General features: G+C 68.2%; 20 protein-coding genes and 1 tRNA gene. 9 read left to right on the forward strand and 12 right to left on the reverse strand.

All coding sequences use genetic code 11. From position 1 onward, the window contains the following. Window positions 1–926: 926 nt before the first annotated feature. The 4 genes from O3684_RS07790 to O3684_RS07805 form a co-directional block, all read right to left on the reverse strand. Complete coding sequence (locus tag O3684_RS07790) at window positions 927–2,039, reverse strand: IS1249 family transposase (protein ID WP_500066136.1); 1,113 nt, start codon at window positions 2,037–2,039, stop codon at window positions 927–929. Window positions 2,040–2,377: 338 nt separating this feature from the next. Beyond that, a tRNA-Pro gene (locus tag O3684_RS07795) sits at window positions 2,378–2,451 on the reverse strand. Window positions 2,452–2,659: 208 nt separating this feature from the next. Further along, window positions 2,660–3,640, reverse strand: coding sequence for a metallophosphoesterase (locus tag O3684_RS07800; RefSeq protein WP_500066138.1), 981 nt, complete (start codon window positions 3,638–3,640; stop codon window positions 2,660–2,662). Beyond that, on the reverse strand, window positions 3,630–5,750 hold the full coding sequence (locus O3684_RS07805) for a transglycosylase domain-containing protein (RefSeq protein WP_500066140.1): 2,121 nt from the start codon (window positions 5,748–5,750) through the stop codon (window positions 3,630–3,632). Before O3684_RS07805 ends, O3684_RS07800 begins: the two co-directional genes overlap by 11 nt. A gap of 168 nt (window positions 5,751–5,918) precedes the next feature. On the opposite strand from O3684_RS07805, the gene O3684_RS07810 reads away from it, so the two are divergent. Further along, window positions 5,919–6,278, forward strand: coding sequence for a WhiB family transcriptional regulator (locus O3684_RS07810; RefSeq protein WP_500066142.1), 360 nt, complete (start codon window positions 5,919–5,921; stop codon window positions 6,276–6,278). Beyond that, window positions 6,275–6,454: a Sp36 family protein gene (sp36, locus tag O3684_RS07815; RefSeq protein ID WP_003791133.1), complete on the forward strand. Its 180-nt coding sequence runs from the start codon at window positions 6,275–6,277 to the stop codon at window positions 6,452–6,454. The genes O3684_RS07810 and sp36 overlap by 4 nt, the downstream gene beginning before the upstream one ends. Before the next feature lie 147 nt (window positions 6,455–6,601). Here the strand turns inward: sp36 and O3684_RS07820 are convergent, their stop codons facing one another. The 4 genes from O3684_RS07820 to O3684_RS07835 form a co-directional block, all read right to left on the reverse strand. Next, window positions 6,602–7,285, reverse strand: a complete 684-nt coding sequence (locus O3684_RS07820; RefSeq protein ID WP_003791132.1) for a Crp/Fnr family transcriptional regulator — start codon at window positions 7,283–7,285, stop codon at window positions 6,602–6,604. Between the two features lie 180 nt (window positions 7,286–7,465). After that, a complete protein-coding gene (locus O3684_RS07825; protein WP_500066144.1) occupies window positions 7,466–8,371 on the reverse strand; it encodes an alpha/beta fold hydrolase in 906 nt (301 codons plus the stop codon). Further along, window positions 8,368–10,278 (reverse strand): hypothetical protein, encoded by a 1,911-nt coding sequence (locus O3684_RS07830; protein ID WP_500066145.1) that lies wholly within the window; start codon window positions 10,276–10,278, stop codon window positions 8,368–8,370. Before O3684_RS07830 ends, O3684_RS07825 begins: the two co-directional genes overlap by 4 nt. A 54-nt stretch (window positions 10,279–10,332) precedes the next feature. Continuing rightward, entirely contained in the window at window positions 10,333–11,262 is a 930-nt protein-coding gene (locus tag O3684_RS07835; RefSeq protein WP_500066147.1) for a hypothetical protein, read from the reverse strand. 17 nt (window positions 11,263–11,279) lie between these two features. Between O3684_RS07835 and O3684_RS07840 the strand changes: the two genes are divergently transcribed. Continuing rightward, a complete protein-coding gene (locus O3684_RS07840) occupies window positions 11,280–12,116 on the forward strand; it encodes a hypothetical protein (RefSeq protein WP_500066149.1) in 837 nt (278 codons plus the stop codon). 41 nt (window positions 12,117–12,157) lie between these two features. On the opposite strand, the gene O3684_RS07845 is transcribed toward O3684_RS07840, so the two are convergent. After that, the gene (locus O3684_RS07845; RefSeq protein WP_500066151.1) at window positions 12,158–12,928 is read right to left on the reverse strand and encodes an HAD family hydrolase; all 771 of its coding nucleotides are present in this window, start codon (window positions 12,926–12,928) and stop codon (window positions 12,158–12,160) included. A gap of 142 nt (window positions 12,929–13,070) precedes the next feature. Here O3684_RS07845 and O3684_RS07850 point away from each other — a divergent pair, with 142 nt between their 5' ends. The 6 genes from O3684_RS07850 to O3684_RS07875 all read left to right on the forward strand — a co-directional run bounded on the left by O3684_RS07850 (window position 13,071) and on the right by O3684_RS07875 (window position 17,653). After that, the gene (locus O3684_RS07850) at window positions 13,071–14,099 is read left to right on the forward strand and encodes a CpaE-like family protein (RefSeq protein WP_500066152.1); all 1,029 of its coding nucleotides are present in this window, start codon (window positions 13,071–13,073) and stop codon (window positions 14,097–14,099) included. Next, a complete protein-coding gene (locus O3684_RS07855; protein ID WP_500066154.1) occupies window positions 14,092–15,204 on the forward strand; it encodes a TadA family conjugal transfer-associated ATPase in 1,113 nt (370 codons plus the stop codon). Before O3684_RS07850 ends, O3684_RS07855 begins: the two co-directional genes overlap by 8 nt. Then, the gene (locus O3684_RS07860; protein WP_500066155.1) at window positions 15,201–16,463 is read left to right on the forward strand and encodes a type II secretion system F family protein; all 1,263 of its coding nucleotides are present in this window, start codon (window positions 15,201–15,203) and stop codon (window positions 16,461–16,463) included. The genes O3684_RS07855 and O3684_RS07860 overlap by 4 nt, the downstream gene beginning before the upstream one ends. 160 nt (window positions 16,464–16,623) lie before the next feature. Further along, window positions 16,624–16,899 carry a DUF4244 domain-containing protein gene (locus O3684_RS07865; RefSeq protein ID WP_500062965.1) on the forward strand — a complete coding sequence of 92 codons (276 nt, stop codon included), beginning with the start codon at window positions 16,624–16,626 and terminating at the stop codon, window positions 16,897–16,899. Next, window positions 16,896–17,234, forward strand: coding sequence for a TadE/TadG family type IV pilus assembly protein (locus O3684_RS07870; protein WP_500066156.1), 339 nt, complete (start codon window positions 16,896–16,898; stop codon window positions 17,232–17,234). The genes O3684_RS07865 and O3684_RS07870 overlap by 4 nt, the downstream gene beginning before the upstream one ends. Continuing rightward, the gene (locus O3684_RS07875; RefSeq protein ID WP_500066158.1) at window positions 17,231–17,653 is read left to right on the forward strand and encodes an Rv3654c family TadE-like protein; all 423 of its coding nucleotides are present in this window, start codon (window positions 17,231–17,233) and stop codon (window positions 17,651–17,653) included. The genes O3684_RS07870 and O3684_RS07875 overlap by 4 nt, the downstream gene beginning before the upstream one ends. A 291-nt stretch (window positions 17,654–17,944) precedes the next feature. Here the strand turns inward: O3684_RS07875 and O3684_RS07880 are convergent, their stop codons facing one another. The 3 genes from O3684_RS07880 to O3684_RS07890 form a co-directional block, all read right to left on the reverse strand. Further along, entirely contained in the window at window positions 17,945–20,524 is a 2,580-nt protein-coding gene (locus O3684_RS07880; protein ID WP_500066186.1) for a DEAD/DEAH box helicase, read from the reverse strand. A 190-nt stretch (window positions 20,525–20,714) separates the two neighbouring features. Further along, window positions 20,715–21,203 carry a YbjN domain-containing protein gene (locus O3684_RS07885; RefSeq protein ID WP_500063464.1) on the reverse strand — a complete coding sequence of 163 codons (489 nt, stop codon included), beginning with the start codon at window positions 21,201–21,203 and terminating at the stop codon, window positions 20,715–20,717. Further along, on the reverse strand, window positions 21,200–21,616 hold the full coding sequence (locus O3684_RS07890) for a YbjN domain-containing protein (protein ID WP_500066160.1): 417 nt from the start codon (window positions 21,614–21,616) through the stop codon (window positions 21,200–21,202). The genes O3684_RS07885 and O3684_RS07890 overlap by 4 nt, the downstream gene beginning before the upstream one ends. Window positions 21,617–21,838 lie beyond the last annotated feature (222 nt).

Here is a 21,838-nt window from a genome sequence, read left to right on the forward strand (position 1 = left end):
GTCATTTATGTCTGTTTCCCGAGCTTCACCGTCGGGTGCGGCGCCCTACGCGGGTTCCGTGTGGGGGGTTTGCACTACACGGGGGTGCGACACGCCGGCGACACGCCGTCAGAGGGCTTCGTGTAGTGCAAAACCCCCATCGCACCAGATTGGAGATCGCACGGTGCATAATTCGCGCGGCCGGTGAGGGGGGATAGGCCGCGCAAGGTGTCGCCTCCCCAAGGCTGCTTCTCCCCGAGGTGCCTTCTCCCCGAGGCGCCGCCAAGAACGCTTCTCCACAAATTTCGCATGCAATTCCCCGACGGTGCGAATCGACGCAAGCTCAAAAACCGTGTAATTTCAACGATCCGATTTCAATACTTGAAATATTCTCAGGGGAATTGCATGCGAAATCGCTGGACCCCGCGCTGTCTACCCCCAGAAAAGTCGCACGTAATTCCTTCCGGGCCTCATTCGGCGATAGCTCGAAAACCGCGTAATTTCAACGATCCGATTTCAATATTTGAAACATCCTCGGAGGAATTACGTGCGAAACTGCTGTGCCCGTGGGACGGCAGAGCGGGCCGCGCACCCCCGCCCGGAGGCCGCCGCGTGGCCTGCGGGGCCTGGTCGGACAACGCGTCGACGCGCCGAGCGAAGCTCGTGGCGCGGACGGCGGGCGGGCAGGCTACGCGGCGGCCGGAGATCAGGCGGGCTGCCTCGAGGCACTGCACATCCGGATAGGTAATCACGATCCGGATAGGTAACGAATATCCGGATAGCTTAATTACCTATCCACATGCGCATAACCTATCCGGATGTGCACAACCTATCCGCATCCACGCACCCCACCCACCTAGCATGCAAACTGCAAGCAGACCAGGGCCTGCAGGCCGCGTGGTGGTCGGAGATCTGGGGTTATAGGACAAAACGTGTTGGTTGAGGGGTTAGTCCCAGGTGTTGTGGTAGGGGGTGGTGTGGTGGAGTTCGTTGAAGCAGATTGCGTCGCCCCAGCCGGGGATGATGGCGGTGGCTTGGTGGTTTTGCGCGGCTTGTTGCCAGGCGTTTTCGAGGTCTGTGTCGGTGGGCATGGTGGCGAGGATGCGGGCTGCTGGCTGGGGGTGCGCAGAGTGGGTGTAGCACCACCAGAACACGGCTTTGATGCGTCGGGTCAGGCGCATGCCGCGGTGGTCGCGCAGCATCTGGCGTAGGCGAGCGTTCGTGCTTTCGATCTGGTTGGTTGTTGCGGGCATCGGCTGGTCCCAGGTGGGGTCCAGGTACGTGAACAACAGACCTTGCCTGATGAGCTTGTTGAGGCTGTTACGAGCCCGAACAAGCCTCTCGTGGGTGTATTCCCATCCTCCGTCAGGCCTGTGTGTTTTCTCCTCCAGGAAGTCCTTCCAGCGCGTGCACCAGGCCTGGTAGGCATCGATCCATTCCTGGGCGCCTTCACTGTCGTGCACGTGCGTGAGCTGGCGCCCCAGAGCATACAAGCTACGCGAGGCCTCCAGTTTGGGGCGCGTTGTGGTGGCTTGGCGGATACGGCAATACGCGTGGAAGGTGCAGCGTTGCACGCGCGTGGTCGGCCAGATTCTCTTGCAGGCTTTCGCGAACCCGCTGCCCCCGTCAGTGACAACCAGGGCCGGTGGCGCGATCCGGCTCATGAGCGCTTCCCAGGCACGGGAATTCTCACTCCTAGCCGCGTACCAACCCAGCACGGAATCGGGAGTTTGAGCGATGAGAACAACGGCGCCTCGGCCCAGGTGAATACCGTCAACGAAGATGACCTCATGAACCTCATCGACGATCGGGCTAAACGGCCATAACTGCCACAACGGCTCACAGCGCCTACGAAACGAGCGTCCCCCGCCAGGCAAATCCGCCTGACGACGCCCACCCAGCAGCCAGGCCAAGAACTCATCAAGATGCTTCGCCGTGGAATTAATGCGGCTGACCTGGCTGATATTGCACGGGGTGCAGCGCCATCGCTGCGCCCCTGAAGCTGAGTGTCCATACCTGGTCATCACTCGTCCGCACGCCGGGCATTTGGGGGTATTCATTCCCCCACGATGAAACAATCAACTTCAATGTGGCTTTTCCCGCACCAGCAAGCCGAAAAGTCGCTACAAAACCAACACGTTTTGTCCATCCTTCAAGTTGGCTCCCACCAACTTCAATACCGATTTTTCCGCACCAACAAGCCGAAAAGTCACCATAAAACCAACACGTTTTGTCCTATAACCCGGCGCGGACGGTGAGCGGGCGGGGCGTGCGTCGGAGATTAGGCAGGCCTTGTGGCAGCCCGAGATATGGGGCGTGACCCCAAATCTGGCGGCGAGCCCACGGAAGGCTGAGCGATAAAAAACCGCCGGGACCAAACGGTCCCGGCGATTACCGGTCGGGGTGGCGGGATTTGAACCCACGGCCTCTTCGTCCCGAACGAAGCGCGCTACCAAGCTGCGCCACACCCCGGTGCCGTTCGAGTATAGCGTTTCCTCGCCGATATTCCCAAACGGAGATCAAGCAAGCGGCATAAGTGTGTCCCACGCCGCATTGGACTGGTTGGTTGGCGACTGCCTCGCGCAGACTCCTCGCGGCGCGAATGCCCTCGCGACGCTGGGTATGCGTATGTGGTGACGCCGGGTGTACGTGTGTGGTGACGCCGGGTATGCGTATGTGGCTACGCCGGGAACACGTGCAGAAGCGATGCCTCGGGGCGAGTCGCGATACGCACCTTCGCGTAGGGGGAGGTACCCAGGCCCGCGGACACGTGCAGCCATGCAGCCGATCCGTCCGGTGCCTGCCAGCGCTTCAGACCCTTCGCGTAGGGGCGCGAAATATCGCAATTCGTGATGATCGCGCCGACCCCCGGAATACCGATCTGGCCACCGTGCGTATGACCCGCGAGGATCAGATCAGCACCCGTCGAGGTAAGCGCGGAGACGACACGGGTGTACGGCGCGTGGGTCACCCCCAGGCGCAAGACATCGGGTGCCGCCCACGACGAGGCCGGGGCGCCCAGGCGATCGCGGTAAATATGCGCGTCATCCGTGCCGAGCAGAGAAACCGTGCCCGTGGGCAGGTCGAGTGTGCCGGGTGCGTTCGACAGGTCGACCCAGCCGGCCTGGCGCATGCGACGCACCATCGGCAGGTAGGGAAGATCGGGAACGACCCTCGCGGGGTGCGGCTTTGATCGTGACAGGTAGCGGCTCCAGCGCTTCGGGATCGGCGAGTAGTAGTCGTTTGACCCGAGCACGAATGCGCCCGGATAGGACAGGAATGGGCGGTACGCGTCCATGACCATGTCCTGGGCATCCACGGATCCGAAGTTGTCGCCGGTCGCCACGACCATGTCGAAACGCTCCGAGGCTGCTACGTCGGACAGGAAGCGCAGGAGAAACTCCTGCCCGGCAAACAGATGCAGGTCCGCAATCTGGAGGATCGTCACCTCGGGAACGTTGCCCTTGATCGGGACGTCGTAGCGGCGCAGCACCGGCATCGTACGCTCGACCGAACCCCACGCGAGTGCCGCGCCACCCGCAGCCAGGCCGGCGAGACCCAGCCCGCCGACGATCGCTCCCGCGGTGCGCAGGAGGCCACGGCCTCGTCGAGCGGACGAGGCCGTGGCCCCTGCGAGTGTAGACGCGATGTTAGTGGTCATTGCTGGTGGGTGACGCGCTCGGTGTGGGAGTGGGAGTCGCGCCGCGCTGAGGCGTCGTCGCGCCGATGTTCGCGTTCGACACGGCTTCCACCGGGGTGCCCGCCAGCGCCTGCGTCATGTAGGGAGCCCAGATGTTCTGGCCGACGTAGGTCTCACCGAAGATCTCGGAGTGGTAGACGCCGTTGATGACAACGCCGGACACTTCCTGCGAGGAGTTGTCGCCGTGACCCACCCACGTGGACGTCGCGAGCGACGGCGTGAAGCCCGTCAGCCACGTGTTCGCGTGGCCGTCGGTGGTACCCGACTTCGCGGCGAAGGGGCGGCCGTCGCCCAGGCGCGTCGACGTGTAGTACTGGCCGGCCGACGCCGTCAGCAGCGCAGCCGTCTTGTTTGCGACGTCAGGGGAGATGACCTCCTTGCAGTCCGCTGAGAACTCCTTGAGGACGTTCTCGTTACGGTCGGTCACGGACTCGATGGACTGAGGCGTGCACTGCTGGCCGGAGTTTGCGATCGTCGCGAACACGGACGCCATCTGCAGCGGGGAGCTCGACACGGAACCAAGGATGTTGGCCGGGAAGGGCGCAGGAACCTCGCCGTCCTCCGTGACGCCCATGTCATAGGCGGTTTGGAAGATGGAGCAGAAGTCCACACGCGACGCCATGTTCACGAAGGCCTGGTTGACGGACAGGCCCGTCGCGCGCACGACGTTCATGGAGCCGGTCTTGCCTGCGAGGTCGTTGACCTGGTAGCCCTCAGTGGTGATGGCGCGGCCATCACACTTGAAGGATCCGTTGGGGTAGAACGTGTTGTTCGAACCTACGGTCTCGTATGCCGAGTGGCCTTCCTTGAACCACTCCAGGAGGGTGAACACCTTGAAGGTCGAACCCACCTGGAAGTTGCCGTCGGCCGAGTAGTTCGCCATCGTCTGGCCGCTCTCGATGCCGTACGTCGTATTCTGGGCCATCGCCAGGACCTTGCCGGTGCGCGGATCCAGGGAGACGATCGCGTCGTTCAGGCCGGAAGCGTCGCCGACGGGAATCGCGTTCGTGAGAGACGCGTAGGCTGCGCTCTGCTTCGCAGGGTCCAGCGTGGTGCGAATGGTGATGCCCTGCGTCTTGAGCAGGCGCTCACGCTCGTTGCGCGTGGAGCCGAAAGCCGAATCCTCCAGGAACTGCGACAGGACATAGTCGCAGAAGTAGGCCTGCGCGGACGGGGCACCGGAGCAGCCCTCGGAGGATACCGTCGGATGCAGCATGGACTCGACGCTCGTCGCGATGCCCTGGTCGTACTCCTCCTGCGTGATGACACCCTGCTCAAGCATCGTGGCCAGGACCGTGTCGCGGCGTTCCTGGGCGGCCTCGGGGTGGGTCAGCGGATCGTACTGGACGGGGGATTGAACGAGGCCAGCGAGGAGCGCGGCCTCCAGGTAGTTCAGCTCCGAGGCCGACTTGGAGAAGTAGCGCTGCGAAGCGGCCTCTACGCCGTAGGTGATCGGACCGAAGGGCGCGATGTTGAGGTAGCCCGTGAGGATCTCATCCTTGGACTGGGTCTTTTCCAGCGCCAGCGCGTACTTCATCTCACGGAGCTTACGCTCGGTGGTCTGCTCGGTCGCCGCGCTCACCTGATCCGCGTCGCCCTCGAGGTAGCCGCGCTCGGCCAGCGAGTTACGCACATACTGCTGGGTGATCGTGGAGGCGCCCTGGCGTCCGCTGTCGCCCAGGTTGGAGACCAGCGCACGCGCAATGCCGGTGGCGTCAACGCCGTTGTGCTCGTAGAAGCGCTTGTCCTCAATCGCCACGATCGCTTTCTTCATGACATCGGCGATGTTGGCGCTGGGCACAACGATGCGCTGCTTGTCGTAGAAGTGCGCGATCACGGCACCAGACGAATCCAGCAGCTGGGACTCCTCGGCGGGAGCCACCGTCTGCAGATCACCGGGCAGCTCGTTGAAGACGGACGGAACCGACTTCGCGACGAGCGCGGTGGGGCCGGCGACGGGGACAAGCATGCCTGCCCCGACGACGCCCATGAGCGCGGACACGCTCAGGAACGCCAGCAGCAGCGCGAGCAGCTGGGCCGGACGGACAGCGCGAGAGTGAGAGTGCGACATATTCCTAGCTTACGTGGCGGCGTGCTCATCTGGCGTTTGGCGACGCGTGAGAATTGCCTGATGAGTCACGCCTGACGGCCTTGATCGTGGTCGCAGCGTTTGCACCCACAATCGTATGTGTGTATGGTCACAGGAAGGGCTCGAAATACAGTGAAGTGGAGTTCCACGATGTCAACGCAAGGCGACGACCAGAGCTGGGTCGCTCGCGCACTCTGCGCGTCCATCGAACCGGACGTGCTGTTCGTGCAGGGTGCGTCTCAGCGTCAGGTTCGTATGCGCTGCTATGAGTGCGAGGTTCGCCTCGAATGCCTCGCCGACGCGCTTGAGTCCGAAGCCAACTACGGCGTGTGGGGCGGGCTGACAGAGCGGGAGCGCCGCGCGATTTTGCGCCACTATCCGCACGCGGAAAACTGGTTGGAGTGGCTGCGCACCTCCGACGAGCCCCTCGCGCGCGAGCTGCGCAGTCCTCACGTCCCTAAGGTTCTGTCCTTTGTTCGCCCGCAGATGGCAGGTAGGATGGAAGCATGACTAAATGGGAATACTCCACGATTCCGCTGCTCACGCACGCGACGAAAGCAATCCTCGACCAGTGGGGCGCCGACGGGTGGGAACTCGTCCAGGTGATCCCCGGCCCCACGGGCTCGGAGAATCTGGTGGCTTACCTCAAGCGTCCGATTGAGGAAGCTCCCGCCGTTCAGAACTGACGCGCAGTATCCGCGCGCAGATAATCGAATACGACGAGGCCGTGGCTGGCGCGTGCGTTGACCGCACGCGGGCTGCGGCCTCGTTTGTATTGAGGGCAAAGAGCTTGGGCCCGGCACCAGTGGTGCCGGGCCCAAGCCGTGATGAGGTCAGCGAGCGCGACGCGCCAGGCGATCAACGTCGAGGAGGGTCACAGCGCGACCTTCCAGACGGATCCAGCCGCGCGACACGAAGTCGGCCAGAGACTTGTTGACGGTCTCGCGGGAGGCACCGACCAGCTGGGCGAGCTCTTCCTGCGTGAGGTCGTGGGGGACGTGGACGCCCTTATCGGTCGCGGTGCCGAAGCGGTCCGCAAGGTCCAGGAGGGCCTTGGCAACGCGGCCGGGAACGTCGGAGAATACGAGATCCGAGAGGGACTCGTTGGTGCGGCGCAGGCGCTGCGCGAGGGCGCGCAGCATGTGCTTGGCCAGCGTGGGGTTGGTGTCGAGCACGTGCATGAGATCCTCGTGCTCGAGGTAGAGGAGGGATGCCGGGGAAACGGCGGTCGCAGTGGTCGAGCGCGGGCCCGGATCGAAGAGCGTGAGCTCACCGATGATCTCTCCGGGGCCCAGGACTGCGAGCAGGGACTCGCGGCCGTCGCTGGAGGTGTGGCCGAGCTTTACCTTGCCCTCGGTCACGATGTAGAGGCGATCGCCGAGATCGCCTTCGTCGAAGAGAGTCTCTCCGCGACGCAGGGTGGTATGACCCATCTTCTGCTGGAGGGACACCTGCTGTGCATCATCAAGGCCACCGAACAGCGGCACCTGGCTGATGAAGTTTCCGTCACCGATCATTGTGCGGAGCTCCTTCCGCTCGTGCCCGATTGCTCGGGCGTTCCGATTTGGACTGCGCAGTGGTTCCCATACGTAATACCGCTCACGAGGAGGTACCGCGCATCACACCATTATGCCCTATCTATCAGGTGAAACGCGTTTCATTTCGCGATTTGTGTGAGCTGTCTAATGAAAAATGCGCTATTTAGCGTGTGCTAAAGCGTGTTCTGACAGAGCATCAGCCACCGCCTGGGGAGACTCCTCGGGGAGGAAGTGGCCGGCCTCGCGAATGACGATCTGCGTGAGCGGCGCATCCACGAACTGGGCGTCGGCCGCGTGATCCAGCGTCGACCAGGCGCCATCATCGCGCCCGACCAGCGAGAGAACGGGCACGCGCAGCGGCTCGGCGAGGATGCGGCGCTCCTCGCGCGAGATCTTGCGGGCGGCGCCGAGGCCCCGCAGCGCGGTGTGCGCAGCGAAGGGGCGACGCAGCGCGGCCCGGTACGTTCCTGACTGGGAGACGAGGCCATCCACGTTCCCCGGCGAGGCCCACGCGCGGTAGACGGTCGTCACGAGCGAGCCGGAACGCAGGGCCCGTTCGCGCCCTGTCGGCAGCGCGAGGCGCCCCTGGAGCACGCGTCCACCCGCCCACGGCGCGCGTCCGATCACGGGCTGAACGCCGAGCGGATGAGGGGCGGACAGGACGGCCACCGACCGAAGCTCCAGGGGTGCGAGCGCGCCGATCATCCATGCGACCGTGCCCCCGATACCCATGCCAGCCACGGAGAAGGACGCGATGCCGAGCGCGCGCACGACGGCGATGACATCGTTCGCCATCTGGGTGAGGTCGCAGTCCCCGCGGGTCAAGTCGGAGGTGCCAAAGCCTCGTAAATCAAGGGCGAACACGCGCGACGTCGCCTCGGCGAGGGCGGGCAGAACGTCGCGCCATGCCCACCAGTGCTCGGGGAAACCGTGGAGAAGGACGAGCGCGTGGTCCATGCCCTCGCCCATGTCGGCGACGTGGAATGCGGCACCGCCAGCGCTCACGTGCCGGTGAGTCCAGGGACCCTCGAGCTCGATCGCGCTGGCGGGAATCAGAGTCTTCACTTGCGGGCCGCGTCCTTTGCTGCCTTCTTGCGTGCGCGCTTGGAGTAGAAGGCGCCCGCCGGGTTCGTGGCCTCGATCGAGGTACGCAGGGCCTCCTCGTCGCGGCCGGTGCGGCGCGCCGCGTGCGACACGTACGCCAGACCCAGGAGCGCCACGCCCAGCAGGACGAAACGGCCCGAGTAGCCGGAGGCCTGCAGGTGGTGCGTCAGGTTTGCGCCCAGGGAACCCGTGCCTGTCAGCGCGGTCAGTGCGGCCAGCGCCGACGTAGCCGTGATACCGGGGGCCATGACCCACGGCAGGCCAACGATCAGGGTGCCCAGGCCCATCAGCCAGGCGCCCAGCGAGGAGCGGCGCGCCACCACGAACAGGATCGCAGCAATGATGACCGAGCCCAGCAGCTCGCCGAGCGCCAGCATCGAGGCGACACCCGTGTACATGGGCGCGGCGTCAGCCAGCGTCATGCGCGCGCCAGCGTCGGCGGCCAGGTACCAGCCGACCGGCGTGAGAATGAGGAACAGCAGGAACGAGAGCCAGTGCGCGCCCGTCCGCGAGGGCATCTCCGTGATCTGAGGAGCCGCGGAGAAGAGCTCGTCGTCCAGTCGCCCGGAGTCCGACTTGTCGCCGCGGGAGGCGGTCGACGCGATCGCGGCCAGGGTCGCGGCCTCGGCGTCCTCGTTGCCTTCACCCAGCAGGGAACGGCGGCGCGGGCGCGCCTCCTCGGCGGCGTCCTGGTCCGCGAAGGAGTACGAGGCCCGAGCCTCCTGGGTCGGCAGCTGCGCCGTCGGCTCGGTGAAGGGGGTGGGCGCCTCGGCGGGCTGGTCGAGCATGGCGGAAGGCTCGCCGGTCTTGTTCGACGAGGCCGGGGCGGCCTGCTCAGTGGGCGCGAGTGCGGGGATCGACGGGGTCGTCGCCTCGTCGTCACCGAAGATCATCGATCGGCGCGAGGCGAGCGGGTGCTCGGCCGCCGCACCGCCGACGGCCGAGGTGGTTTCCCCGGCCTGGTCCGCGTCCTTGGCCTCGTCGGTGGATTCGCGCGCGAAACCATCCGCAGAATCGGCACCGGAATCGTCGTTGGAGTCGGCGGCCTCGGTGGGTTCCGCGGACTTGGCAGACTCCTCGGAATCAGCGGGCTCCTCGGCCTTCGTGACTGCCTCATCCAGGTTCAGGCCTAGCGCTGCGGCAGCCTGCGCGGGCGTCATCACGGGGGCGAGCGCGGGCTCCGGATCCTCGGTCACGTCCTCGGTCGCCTCGTCTGCGGCGTCCTCGTCTGCGGCGTCCTCGTCTGCGGAGGAGAGGAGGGAAGCAAAGGGATTCTCGGCTTCTTCCGCCTGGTCCGCGGAGGCCTCGGGCTGCTCGCCCTCCTCGTTCGACGAGGCGGGGGTGGGCTCGTCGGAGGCGGTGTCCTCTGCGGGAGCCTGCTCCTCGGTCGCGTCCTCAGCGGGGGCCTCCTCAGCGGGGGCCTCCTCAGCGGGGGCCTCGTCGGTGGTCTCGGGCTCATCGGTCGCCTCTGCGGACGGCGCGTCGCCCTCGGCAGACTCATCGGCGACCGGAGCCTGGGCGGGGGGCTCCTGCTCGGCCTGCTCCTGCTCGGGGGCGGAGCCGGCCTCGTCCGTGGTGGACACGACCGGGAGGTCGCCCTCGGGGGCGGTAACGACGGGCAGCTCGCCCGTGGAAATCTTGTCCTCGATCGTGGGCTTGAGCGGGGCAGCAGCCGGAACGCGTCCCGTCAGGCCGCCGATTGCGACCGACTCGATCTCGCCCGTGTGGATGGGCTCACTGGACTCGCCGATGATCGCCGACGCGTCGGAATCTTCGCCCGGCAGCTCGATCTCCTCGCCGGTGAGCACCACGTTCTCGCGGTCCTCCTCGGCGCGGTCGCGCTGGACGTCAAACTCGTTCTCGGACATGCTTCCTCCTTATATCTGCCCACATATTACGGTCCGTTAGACCGCTTGCGCGCATTAGGCCTCGGCAGGCCCCTCATTCGTCGATGCGGCCTGCGACGCATCGAGGTTCTTCAACGCGCGCATCCGCGCCCACAGAACCCCCATCGACGCGCAGCCCGTCGCCATTCCCAGGGCCGCCAGGGGAGGAGCGGCGAGCGAAAACTTCGTGATGATCGACGAACCGGGAACGATCACGTTGCCCGTCAGCGACGCCCACACCGGCAAGATCACGTAGCTCGGCAGCACGAGAATCGCCCACGTCGCGATCTGCGTACCCGTGATCGACCAGCGGGCGTTCACCGCTAAAACGGCGAAGGCCAGGCCCGAACCGAGGGCGAACAGCGGAGCGAGGGTGTGGCCCTCGAGGATTCCCTCCAGGCCCATCGCCGCGACGTTCGTCGAATCCGAGGGCGCCGCCCCCACCATCAGCACGCCCGCGGTGATCGCGGCCGGGAGCGCGACCGTCGTGCCAAACGCATGACGGTGCACGCGCGCGAGAGGCATACGCGTGTCCTTGCCCGCGCGCACCCGCACAGACTTGATCGTCAGCGCACACGCGCCGAGTATGAGGGACAGACACACCGGGTACATGCACCACAGGACGCCGGCGAGCATGTCTTCGCGGCCCACCGACGACTTCATGAGTAGCGGCAGGCGCGCCACGCCCAGGAACTGCGCGACCCCCACGACGAGTGACCACACGAAAGTGACGACCATGCCCGCGCTCGACTCCTCGCAGTTGAGCGCGATGAGGGCGAGCAGCAGCGACGCGAGCGCCATGCCGATGAGGCCCTCCACCGAGGCGAGCGGCTGACCGACGGCGGCCAGCGCCTGCACGTCGACCATCGACGACCCCAGGAACACCAGGGCGACCGGCGCGAAAACGAATGCGAACAGCCCCGAGCGCAGGCGCGCGGAGAAGTTTCGATGCTGCAAAAGCGTCATGCCCCTAGTGTAGAGGGGTGAGTATCGAAGCCCTCGTTGACCCCGCGCCCGCCGTGCTGCGGGCGGCCGCCGCTCGTCCCGACGTCGCCTCGGCCATGAACGAGGCGCACGCCGCGCTCGCTGATCTGCGTTTCAGTGAGGGACTGCGCCGAGGCTGGGAGGAGGCCCGCGCCGAGGCCGCAGTCCGCGAGGCTGCCGCCCTGTCCATCATCGAGGGTGCCCGCACGAGCGTCGACGACGTGCGCGCCGCGTCCATGGGGGACGAGGGCGGTGCCGCATCGGATCCGGGTGCAGCCCTCGCGCTGGGGATTTGGCGCTCGCAGTGGAACCTCGCCTCGCGTTTCCCCGCCCTGAACACGCGTTCCCAGGGCGGTGCGCGCGTCGCCCCGACACCCCTGCCGGCGCTGATCGCCGGGCTGCATAGGGATGCCTGCTCCGGTCTCGTGGCCTCCGGCCTCGCCCAGGCGAACGCCGTCGCCCTGCCCACCGATCCCGCTCTGCTCGCACCCGCCCTCGCCTACGCGCGTGACGATGCCCCCGCCCTCGCCGTCGCCGCCGCGCTCACCGCCCACTTCCGATTCCGGCGCGTCTTTGACCCGGCCTCGTCTGTCGTGGGAAGTGGCCTGGCGCGGTGGATCCTCGTCACGCGCGGCGTCGACCCGACCGGCGTGTGCGTGCCCAGCGCCTACGACGCGCTGGATCCCGCGCGCGCGGGGCGGGAGCTCGCCGGGTGGGTGAGCGCCGATGAGGCCGGCCTGGCCAGGTGGATCACCCACTACTGCGCGGGGATCGTCTACGGAGCCCAGGTGGGGCGCGACGTCGCCCGCCACGTGCAGGCGGGCCGGCTCTCCTAAATCTGCTCGATCCGCGCGATCCGTCCGATCTGCGCGCCGTGTCAGCGGCGCAGGAGCGCGCAGGCCGCCGCACCCACGGCGACGCCAGCAATGAAGGGAAGCGCGACCTTCGCGGGGGTTGGGACCTCGCGCGGCAACACGCGCACCGTGGACGTGAAGGTGAGCGTGGGCCAGCCCTCGCGCTGCGCCATCTCGCGCAGGCCCCGGTCCGGGTTGACCGCGTAGGGGTGGCCGACGAGGCGCAGGAGCGGCGCGTCCGACACCGAATCCGAGTAAGCCGAACATTCCGACAGGTCCCATCCGCGCGCGCGAGCCAGGGTCTCGCAGGCGTCCGCCTTGCCCTGCGCCTGGTTAAAGTGCGTGATCTCGCCCGTGAAACACCCGTCCTCGTCGACGGCCGCCCGCGAGGCGAGGACCTCATCCGCCCCCAGCATGTGGGCGATCGGGCGCACCACCTGCTCGACCGAGGCCGACGCGATGACGACGACGTCGCCCGCGCGCTTGTGCTGCTCGATGCGCGCGAGAGCCTGCGCGTAGCAGACGGGCTGGATCGTGCGTTCGAGCGCGTCCTCGACCGTGGCCTCGAGGAATGCGGCGTTCCAGCCGCGTCCCATGCGCCCCAGCGCCTGCGCCATCTGTTCCATGCGCGACTCGTCGGCCCCCGTGAGCAGGTAGGGCAGCTGCACGAGGACGGAGGTGATCGCGGTGCGTCGGTTCATGAGCCCGGCCTCGATGAACGGTCCCGAAAGCGCCACGTTTGAGGACGTGTCGAGAATCGTCTTATCCAGGTCGAAAAAGGCCGCGCGTACCATGCGTCTACTCCAGCGTTGGCTCAATCCACAGGGTCCTCCGTCGGGCCCCTTCTATGCACAGGGTGGCATTTCGGGTCTGCGTTGTCCACAGGGGCACGCGCGCGGGTGGACGGGAGGGTTCCCTCAGGCGCAGCGTAGCTGCATGGAAACCCATGATGAGACGCGCGATGTCGCGAATCGGGGGCCCGTCGCGCTCGTCGGCCTCACCCCGCCCGACCTGGAGTGCGCCCGAGACGCGGTGGAACTCGCCGGGGCGCGGGTGTGCTCGAACCCGGCCCGCGCGCTGCTGGTCCTCGCCTCGCCGGGCGCGCCCGTGCCCGTCGGCGTGCCCTGCGTGCGCGTCGGGGGAGAGGGGCAGGTGAGTCTGCCCGGGGACACGGCCCTCCTCGTCTCCCTCATCGCCGAGGCCTGCCACCGGTGGGCGACGCCCGGCGCGGTGTGGGTGGTCGCCGGGATCTGCGGCGGGGTGGGCACGACGAGCGTCGTGCGACTGCTGGCCCGCGAGTATGGGCGGCGCCGCGGTGTTCCAGGGCGGTGGTGGCGTCGGGCGAGTCGTCGTGAACGCGGGCGGGCGCGAGGCGTGGTCGTCGTTGACGCCTCCGGGTCTGTGCCCGGGTTTGCTCGCGCCCCCGAGTGCGATGTCCCCGGCGTGCGGTGGGCGGACCTCGACCCGGGGGAGGACTGCTATTTGCCGTCGCTGCGCGATCACCTGCCCACTCTGGGTGGGGTGCGGGCCCTCGTCGGGGACGCGCGCGGCGGTGCCAGCGCGGACGACCCGCGCGTCGCCGCCGCCTGCCGGTCCCTGCACGCTCCCCTCATCGTGGACGCGGGACGATGGGATGAGCGGGCTGCGCGCTGCGCGTCCGCCGTTCACGCGAACGCTCTCGTCCTCGTGACGCGCCGGGACCTGGAGGGTGCCGCGGCGATGGCCGCGAGCCTTGCCTGCCATCCTCCGCCGTGCCCCGCGATCACGCTTGTGTCGGCTGGTCGCGGCAGGCGCAGCCCGGGGCTGTCCGCGTGTGCGCCGCGCCCGATCCTGCGCGCGCCGACGCGACCGGGCCGGGATCTGCGTGCTCTCCGCCGGGCCCTCGCCTCCCTCGAGCCGACGCCCCTGCGCGGGCGTTCCATCGCCCGCGACGAGACTTTGCGCCTGGAGGTGGCCCGTGCGTAGCGCCCTGCGACTCCTCGCCCGCGGCACGCCGCCCGCCGGGGCGATCGCCGACACGTCTCGACCCGGCTGCGGCGCACGCGAGGCCGCCGACGCCCTCGAGACCCTGCGTGCCCGGCAGCGCGGGATGGACCCGCCCCTCGCGCGCCTCCTCGACGACCCGGGCGTCACCGACGTGCTCATCAACGGCGCTCACGCGTGGGCCGAGCGAGGAGGCGGTCTCGCGCGCGTCGACGTCGGCATCCACGACGAGGCCGACGCCCGCCACGCTGCGATCCGGCTGGCGAGCGCGTGCGGGGCGCGCCTCGACGACGCCAGCCCCATCGCCGACGGTACCCTGCCCGGGGGCGTGCGCCTGCACGCGGTCCTGCCCCCCGTCTCCGGGTCGGGAACGCTCATCTCCCTGCGCGTGCTCGGCACGCGTCGGCTGGGCGTCGGGGACCTCATCGCGCGCGGCACCCTGCCGGGCGCCCTCGGCCCGCTCCTGCGCACGCTCGTCGCCTCGCGCGCCAACGTCCTCGTCTCCGGCGCCACCGGCAGCGGCAAAACCACCCTCCTGAGCGCCGCCCTCTCCCTCGTCCCCTCCAGCGAACGCATCGTGTGCATCGAGGAGGTCGCCGAGGTCGCCCCCGCCCACCCGCACTGCGTCCACCTCGTCGAACGCAAGCCAAACGTCGAGGGGCGAGGCGCCGTCACCCTGTCCGACCTCGTGCGCGCGGCCATGCGCATGCGCCCCGACCGCCTCATCCTGGGAGAGTGCCGAGGCCCCGAAGTGCGCGACGTCCTGACCGCCCTCAACACGGGACACGACGGCGGCTGGGCGACCATCCACGCGAACGGGACGCGAGAGGTGCCCGCGCGTCTGGCCGCCCTCGGTGCGCTCGCCGGCATGGGCGAGGAAGCCGTCGCCGCCCAGACCGCCAGTGCCTTCGACGCCGTCCTCCACATGCGACGATCCCCCTGCGGGCACCGCTGGGTATCCGAGGTCGGGGTACTCACGCGCGCTCGCGGGCCGCTCGAGTGCGCGGTCGCGCTCAGCGCCACAGCCTCAGGACAGGTGACCACTCACGAGGCCTGGGAGTCCCTGGCTCGAAAGGCCGGACTATGAGGTGGGGTGCCGGTTGGATGGCCGTTCTCGGTGGCGGTCGCGACGTCGTGGCGCGCTCGGCCGATCGCGCGCTTGCGTGCGTGCTCGTGCTGTGCGCGCTCATCCTGGTGTCTCGTGCGCTCGCGGCCGTCGTACGTGGTGTGCACGAGCGTCGCGTTGTGCGCGCGTGGATGCGCCCTGCCGGTTCTCGTCAATCTGCCGAACGCGCGTGGATGCGCCGCCTGCGCAGACGCCTAGGCAGGGGAGGAAGCGGGAGGCATCGAGGGCGCACCTGCGGCGTGCCTCAGGCGCGCGAGCTCTCCCTCCTGGTCGCCGAGGTGGCGACGCGGCTGCGCGCGGGAGCGCCGACGCGGCGAGCCTGGTCGGACTCCCTCGCGCGCATCGGCGCGGGCGGAATTGTGCCTGAAAGCGCGTCCTACCCGCCCATCCTCGACGAATGGGCGCGAGAGCCGCCGCGGTGGGAGCTCCCCTTGCGCGCCCGGGCCCCAGACGCGGCCGCTCGTCGCACCGCCGCCTCCGTCGCCCTGGCCTGCCGATTCAGCCACGGCCTCGGCGCGCCCATGGCCGACATCCTCGACGCCATCGGGGACAGTATCGATGACGCCCAGGCCGTCGCGGAAGCGCGCCGCGTCGCCTCCGCCGGTCCCCTCATGTCCGCGCGAGTCCTCGCCGCGCTTCCACTTGTCGGAATCGTGAGCGCGCTCGCCCTGGGCGCCTCGCCCTGGCAGTTCTACACGGGAGCGACCGTCGGGAGAATCTGCGCGCTGCTTGGTGCGGCCGCCTGGGTGGCCGGCATCGCCTCGTGCCGCCGGATCCTCGCGCGGGCCCGATCTGTCGACGAGGAAACGGACCCCGCCCTGGCCTGCGACCTCGTCGCCGCCGGCCTCGCCTGTGGGGCCGCGATTCCGCGCGTCCTCGACGCCCTGGCCGCTGCCTGTGCGCGAGAACCCCTCGCGTGGACGGCCCAGGCCCTGAGGCTCGGCGTCCCATGGGACGAGGCCTGGGAAGAGACTCCGGAATGGACGCGCCCGCTGCGCGATGCCCTCGAATCGTCCTGGACCAGCGGAAACGCGCCTGAGACGATGCTCGCTCGCAGCGCCTCGTGGGAACGCCGGGCCCGCCTGGCCGACGCCAAAACACGCGCCGAAGAACTCAGCGTCCGACTCGTCGGGCCGCTCGGCGCCTGCTTCCTCCCCGCATTCCTCGCGCTCGGGATCGCGCCCCTGCTCGCCACCCTCACCGGTGGCCTCGGCATGTAGGAGCCATCCACAGGGGTCGTTGGTGTGCACGAGTTATCCACAGGGCTCTTCGGCGTGCCTGAGTTATCCACAGGGGTCCGAATCCGCGTGGAATCGGGGGAGGGGCGGCGGGCACACTGGCCGCACGCGTCGATAGGCGCGCAGACGAAAGGACAGATCAATGATGATTATCGACAGAATCGAATCCGCGGCCACGCGCGCTCAGCTCCGCGCGTTGAGCGCCCTGCAGGACGCGGCCCATCACATGACGGTGGGGCGGGGCGGGGACGCTCCCACAGACCCCGCGGATCCGGAAGAGGGGGCCACCACCGTGGAGTACGCGATCGGGACCATCGCGGCCGCGGGATTTGCTGGCCTCCTCATCGTGATCCTCAAATCGGACACCGTGCGCGCCGCCCTGGAGTCCATCATCCAGGAGGCGCTGAACACCCGATGAAGAGCTGCGACCACGGGTACGTCACCGTCGAACACGCCATCGGATTCCTCGCCGTCACGGCCGTCATCGGCGTCATTGTCGCGGTCGCCCAGGCCGGGATGACGGGGGCATCCCTGTGCCAGGCGGTGCGCGAGGGGGCGAGGGCCGCCTCGATCGGGCAGGGGGATCCGCAGGCGGCGGCATCGGCCGCGTACGCGCCGGGATCCTACGCCGTCACCCGCGCCGGCGGGTGGGTGAGCGTCACCGGCACCGCCTCCTACCGCGGCGCCGCAGGTTGGGTTGGGGGCGTGGCGCGCTGCTCGGTGACGACCATCGACGAGGGGGTCCTGCCGTGATCCCCGAACAGGGGGCGGCCACCCACGGGAGCGACCCTGAGGGGGCGGGCGATCCGCGCGCGCTGTGCGGGGAGGACGGATCGGGGACCGTCAACACCGTAGCCCTGATCGTCCTCGCGCTCGGCCTCGCTGTGGTCCTCGGTGGGGTGGGCGCCGCGCACCGCGAGCAGGCGCGCCTGCAGGCCGTCGCCGACCTAGCGGCGTTAGCGGGCGCCGAAGAATCGGCAACGGCGCCCTGGGAGGACGTGGGAGAACGCCCATGCGTGGCGGCATCCTCCGTCGCTGCGGAGAACGGAGTAGGGATCGAGTCTTGCGAAGTGCGCGAGTGCGATTGCCTCGTCGTTGTCAGTCAGAGCATCAGAATCGCTGGAATATCAACGATTGCGCGTGCGAAGGCGCGAGCCGGGCCGGAGCGGTGAAAAATTCTCAGGAAATTGCCAGCTTCGTTCAATGGTTCCCACAGGTGAGGTCCGTACATTAATAGTCATCAAGCCAAGGGCGACACCCACCAAGGGTGAGCCGAGAAAGGGAACGCATCGGAAGACTTGCACTGTGTTGATGGGATACTCGAAGGGGTCGGCCTCAGGGTCGGCCCCTTCGAGTATCTACGGTGTGGGGTCGAGCCTTGCGTGAGTATCTCCGGTGCAGGTTCGGGTGTCTTTAGTGCGAGGCTGAGCCGTCCACGAGTGGCGGCGGTGCGAGTGCGCCTCTCACGCCCCCGGCGCCCGGTCCTGCAGGTAGGTAAGCAGCGTGATCGCGCCCTGTTTGGACAGGGGTTCGTTGCCGTTGCCGCACTTGGGGGATTGGACGCAGCGCGGGCACCCGGACTCGCAGTCGCAAGAGGACACGGCCTCGAGCGTGGCCGCGACCCACGACCGGGCGCTGTGAAAGCCGGCGAGCACGTGCCCCGCGCCGCCCCGGAACGCGTCGTGAATAAACACGGTGGGTGCGCCCGTGTCGTCGTGCAGCTCGGTGGATAGGCCGCCCAGGTCCCATCGGTCGCAGGTCGCGACGACGGGCAGGATTCCGATCATCGCGTGCTCGGTCGCGTGCAGCGTGCCCGCCAGGTCCGCGGCCTCGATCCCCATCGCTGCCAGCGCCTGCGGGGTGAGCGTGAACCACGTGGACTTCGTGGGCAGCGTATGGGTGGGCAGGAACAGCTCGATGTTGCGGATGAACTCGAGCCCGGGCAGGCGCAGCAGGTCGTAGTCGGTGACCCGCGTCGACACGTTCGTCGGCCCGTGATGCCACGTGACCGTGCCGTCCCCGCACACATACGTCTCCTCGATGGCGCACACCTCGACGCTCGTGTGGGTTGCCGAGCGCGTGCGCAGGGGAGTGCGGACCTCCTCGACCAGGGCGACGCGCGCATCGCCCGTCCGTGCGGGCGGGATGATGATCGACGAGGCCTGGGCCCCCTCCCGCTCCCCGCCCCCGAGGTGCTCGCTTCCCCGGGTGCCGCCCGACGCCTCGGGCAGGAGTGCGCGCGGCCACCCCTGGGCAGCGGGGGCGGTGGGCGTGGTGAGGGAGCTGAGGCTCAGGACGTGGAAAGTGCGCCCCTGGTGGATGTAGATGGCACCGGGGAAGACGTGGGCGTCGGCGGAGGCCTGGTCGATCGTGCCGACGACGGTGCCGGTGGCAGCGTCGACGATCTGGACGTCGCCGGCGGCTCCGCGCAGGTCGGTGAGGTCGCTGGGGCGCTCGGGGCGAGTGGCGTCCCAGAAGTACCCTGCGGGCCTGCGCTTGAGGTACCCGTCGGCGACGAGGCGCTCGACAACCCCGCGCAGCTCCGTCCCAAAGTAGGTGATATCGGACGGGGTGATCGGTATTTCGGCGGCTGCAGCGGCGACGTGCGGTGCCAGCACCCATGGGTTCGAGGGGTCGATGACGGAGGCCTCGACCTCGCCGAGAATATGCTCCGGGTGGCGCACCAGGTACGCGTCCAGCGGGTTGTCCGATGCGATGAGCACGGACGTGCCCGGCGCGCCCGCGCGACCCGCGCGCCCGATCTGCTGACGCAGCGACGCGCGAGTGCCCGGCCAGCCGACGGTGATCGTCGCGTCCAGCCCCGAGATGTCCAGGCCCATCTCGAGCGCCGACGTCGTCGCGAGCGCCCGCACTCCTCCCGTGCGGATCGCCTCCTCGAGCGCCCGGCGCTCCTCGGGCAGGTAGCCGCCGCGATATGCGCCGACCCGGCCCGCGTTCGCGGAACCACGCGCCGAGAGTCGGTCGCGCACCTGAGCGGCCACGGCCTCGGCCCCTGCGCGCGAGCGCACGAAGGCGAGGAGGCGCGCCCCCTCCTCGACGAAGGCGGTGGCCAGGTTGGCTGCCTCGACCCCGGCGCTGCGCCGCACGATCGGGACCTTGAGGGTGGCCGCCCCCAGCGGCGCGTCGATGGCCTCCAGGAAGGAGGAAATATCGACCTCGGACTCGTCGGCCATGATCGCGCCCTGCCACAGGACCAGCTCGTGGGCGCCCGCCGGCGAGCCGTCCTCGGTGATGGCGACCGCGTTGCGCCCCGTGAGTGCGCGGCCCACCGCCGCCGCGTCGCGCACCGTCGCGCTCAGCATGACGACGCGCGGATCCGCCCCCAGGTGGTGGGCGACGCGCAGCAGACGGCGCACGACCAGCGCAATGTGCGAGCCGGTCACGCCGCGCCAATGGTGTGCCTCGTCGATGACGATGAGGCGCAGCGACGCCAGGAACCGCGACCACCGCTGGTGCGAGGGCAGCATCACGTAGTGTAGGAAATCAGGGTTCGACAGGATCAGGTCAGCGCCCGCGCGCGCCCACTCCTTCGCCTCGCGCGGCGTGTCCCCATCCACCGTCGTCGCGCGCACGCGGCGCAGCCTCTCATCGACGAGGCCGGGGCTCCCTTCCGGGGCGGACTTCCCTCGCGCATCGTCCGGTTTGTCGTCCTGGCCGAGCAGCGCCATGAGCGAGGCCAGCTGATCCGCCGCCAGAGCCTTCGTCGGAGCCAGGTACAGCGCTGTCGGGCGTCGGTGAATCGCGGAAATACGCGACGAATCCTCGGCCTCCACCAGGTCGGAGAGGATCGGCGTCCACGCGGCCAGCGACTTGCCTGACCCCGTGCCCGTCGCGAGCACGACATCGCGGCCCTCACGCACAGCGTCCATGGCGTCGCGCTGATGAATCCACGGGCGCTCCACGCCCCGGCGCGCCCACGCGTCCACAACCGCGGGGCTGACCCACTCCGGCCAATCCGCGATCCGCCCCTTCCTCCCCGGCAACGTCACGTGGCCGAGCAGCCGATCATCCCCGGCGCTCAGGCGTTCCAAAACACTCAGCAGGTCGGCGGGAGAGGGAGACGAGGCGAGGCCCGGCGCGGCAGTGCTGTTCGGTCGTGCCCGATCATCCGCCTCCCCTCGAGGCGACGCCGACGACCCCGTGCCCGGAGCCAAGTGCGCGCCCTCGCGTGAAGCCGCCCCGGCCTCGTACGAGTCGGGAGAGGCAGGGCGGTCAGCGCTCATCCGCGCCCGGATTCACCAACCCCAGCGCCTCGGAGGCGGACTCCTTCACGTACTGGATCGCCGCGATACCCGTCGAAATACCCGACGAAATAGCGTCACGCAGCTGCACATCCGACAGGCCGGCCTCCGTGTCCACCACGAAATCCGCGTACACGCCCAGCGTCCCCTCCGGCGACGTCGACGTGTACACCGTCGGAAAATACTTCTCACGATTCCAATTGTCCGCAGTTGCAAACAGAGCGGGCTCCGCGCTCTCCGCCGGCAGATCCGACTCCCACAGCGCACGAATCGACAGGAAACGCCCCGCCGTATCAAACGACACCAGGAACGGAACATCATCGAAAATCGCGCCCGCCGCGTGACCCTTCTCGATCACATCCAGCCCGTAGCCCATCTCGCGCACGGCCTCAACAACCCGCTCAAAATCGGCCGGGTAAGGGGTCACCTCATCTTCGGGAACCACGTACGGAACGTTCACAGCGAAGCCTCCCGACCCTGAGAATCCCAATCCACGAACCCCGGCAACGTCACCTCAAGATCCGCGAAAAAACCCATAATCATCGACATCGACGTCTCAAAGAAATTATCCAACTGCGCCTGAGTGAGCCCCGACATGACCACGACGTTGCATTCCGCGATCAAGCCATACTGCGTGCCGTCCTCCAGGGGAGCCAGGTACGCCTTCGGGCCCGTGCGCGTCGAATTGCAGGCCGCGACCTCGCGGGCCAGCTCACCGAACTGCTCGGGCGTGCGCGCAATCCCGCGCCACTGCGCGCGCAACTGCAGAATCTGAGGGTTCGTCGCATTCCAGAAAAATGCGGCATTCGGCGTCAAGTAAGCCAGCTCGCCCTTGTTGTAGTCGCCGAAACGCACATCGCGAGAACGCAACAAATCCCGAATACGATCGGTGCTGACAGGTGAAGATGCAGCCACTGACAACTCCCGCGTGACACGTATGGATCGGACACCCCCACTGTAACCGAGGCCTCTCTCCCGCGCGCGCCCACCTTGTCTGACAACTTCCGTGCGCGTGTCGGCTGTTGTTCGTTGTGCCGTGCGTGCCGCCCAGGGGTACCGTGTGTTCCGCCCCTGCCCGGGACGAGGCCTGTGGAA

The organism is Pauljensenia sp. 20925_1_27 (assembly GCF_041432835.1).
Lineage (GTDB): Bacteria > Actinomycetota > Actinomycetes > Actinomycetales > Actinomycetaceae > Pauljensenia.